Source organism: Haladaptatus sp. W1 (genome assembly GCF_001723155.1).
In the GTDB taxonomy this organism is placed as follows: domain Archaea; phylum Halobacteriota; class Halobacteria; order Halobacteriales; family Haladaptataceae; genus Haladaptatus; species Haladaptatus paucihalophilus.
The window spans coordinates 1-1,968 of the sequence record NZ_MEIH01000220.1 but is presented as its reverse complement, the minus strand read 5'-3'; the positions used below and the strand labels follow the sequence as shown (position 1 = coordinate 1,968).

Annotated in this window: 2 protein-coding genes and 1 pseudogene; 1 reads left to right on the top strand and 2 read right to left on the bottom strand. The window is 62.4% G+C overall.

Going from position 1 to position 1,968, the window contains the following annotated elements; genetic code table 11:
- Positions 1-293, top strand: a 293-nt coding sequence (locus BG842_RS10265) for a hypothetical protein (RefSeq protein WP_069450662.1), incomplete at its 5' end; no start/stop codon positions are given.
- A 77-nt stretch (positions 294-370) separates the two neighbouring features.
- On the opposite strand, the gene aspS is transcribed toward BG842_RS10265, so the two are convergent.
- A complete protein-coding gene (gene aspS, locus BG842_RS10260) occupies positions 371-1,681 on the bottom strand; it encodes an aspartate--tRNA(Asn) ligase (protein WP_007977389.1) in 1,311 nt (436 codons plus the stop codon).
- A gap of 112 nt (positions 1,682-1,793) precedes the next feature.
- Positions 1,794-1,968: pseudogene (locus BG842_RS31425) on the bottom strand (histidine kinase); the annotation flags it as partial.

Here is a 1,968-nt window from a genome sequence, read left to right as displayed (position 1 = left end):
GCGAAGACGGCAGCTACGAGGTTTCCCGCCGCGGTGCCGACTCCGCAGGGAACGCCAAGGTGTTCCAAACGTTCGACGCGATGGCGCGGTTGTTCGACCGGCTCCCCGCGCAGTTCACCGCGGAGGACGTGGGCAGAACCGGAATCACGGGGTCGCGCCGCCACCTGCTCATTCGACACTTCGGGGAACACCCCGATTTCCCGTGTCGGATATCCTCACGAAACCCGCTGACCGCGGAAAAGGAGGACGAGGTGGCCGTCGCTACCGGAACGACGGAGGTCGGCGCCGACTGAGGTGCCGACGCGGAACGTATCGAACGGGGTGAAAAAGTCGAAAAACGGGCGCGAAGTCGGTTGAAAATCGGCCGCGTCTACGGCGTTACGCGGTCGGGGTCGCGCGGGAAGAGGATGGCTTCTTTGATGTTGTCCAGCTCGCCGACCTTCTGGACGAGTCGGTCGATACCGAGGCCGTAGCCGCCGTGGGGTGGAATGCCGAACCGGAAGGCCTCCAGGTAGAAGTGGAAGTTCTCGGGGTCCGCACCTTGGTCTTCCATATACTCGCTCATCGTCTCGATATCGTGTTCACGCTGGCCGCCCGAGGAGAGTTCCTGACCCTTGTAGATGAGGTCGAACTTCCGCGAGGCGATGTCGTCGCCCGGCACGTCCTGTTTGTAGTAGAACTTCTCGTCCGGGTAGCCGACGACGAAGAAGGCGGGGTGGCCCTGCTCTTCGAAGTACTCGCCGAGCAGTTTTTCGCCCTTCGTGTCGAGGTCGGTTTCGTCCTCCGGCACGTGGTCGAACTCCGTGGCGAGGATGTCGCGGGCCTCCTCGAACGTGACGCGCGGGAACGGGTCGGTCGGGACCGCGAGGTCGACGCCGAGCGTCTCCAGTTCGTCCGTCGCGTTCTCGCTCACGCGTTCGAGCGTGTGGCGAAGCGACTCCTCCTGGACGTCCATCACGTCGTGATGGTCGTCGATGTACGCCAACTCGACGTCGAACATCGAGATTTCGGAGACGTGTCGGGAGGTGGCGAACGCTTCCGCGCGGAACGCCGTCCCGGTTTCGTAGATTTTGTCGAATCCGGCCGCCATGAGCATCTGCTTGTACAACTGGGGACTTTGGGAGAGGAACACTTCCTCGCCGTAGTAGACGACGGGGAACAGTTCCGCACCGCCCTCCGCACCCTCTTGGGAGAGCAGGGGCGTATCGACGTTACGGAATCCCTCGCCGTCGAACCACTCCTCCATCGCGTTGACGAGCTTCGAGCGGAGCGAGAAGACCGCGTACGCCTCCGGCTTTCGGAGGTCGATGCTCCGGTTGTCGAGCCGCGTCGAGAGGTCCGACTCGATGTCCTTCGCCACTTCCATCGGCAGCGGCGATTCGGCCGCGTTGATGACCTCGAGTTCGGACGGCATGAGTTCGACGCCGCCCGGCGCTTGGTCGCTCGCTTTCACCGAGCCGGTAATTCGAACGACGTCCTCCTTCCCGAGGTCGTTCGCCGCCTCGAAGAGGTCCTCGTCGTTCCCTTCCTTGAACACGACCTGTGTCTGCCCTTCCCGGTCGCGGACGATGACGAAGGAGAGTCCACCGAGGTCCCGAATGTCGTGGACGTGTCCCGCAATGGATACCGTCTCGCCGTCCTGTTCCGCCGTGATGTCGTCAGAATACGTTCGCTCTATCATTGTCTCGACTACGCTTCGTATCGTGTTCCCACCGAGTCAGTCGCGGCTATTGATTCTTCCGACTACGGGCCGCAAATCGGTGGAATAATCGGGATAATCTGGGTGGCTCGACTCAGTTGATGGTCGTGTGCTCGCTCTCCTCGTTGAGCGCCAGATTCGCCGCGATTTCCGCGTTCCGCATGGCGTACTGGGCGGTGTGCTGGAGGCTGACGAGCACGTCCCGGACTTCGAGCAGGTCGTCGTTCGACATCTCGGGGAGGTCCGAGAGAATATCCGACTCCCGGTCG

What these genes read in the sequence shown, in the direction of transcription:
- aspS (WP_007977389.1), bottom strand. Translation starts at nt 1,681, where the DNA reads ATGATAGAGCGAACGTATTCTGACGACATCACGGCGGAACAGGACGGC.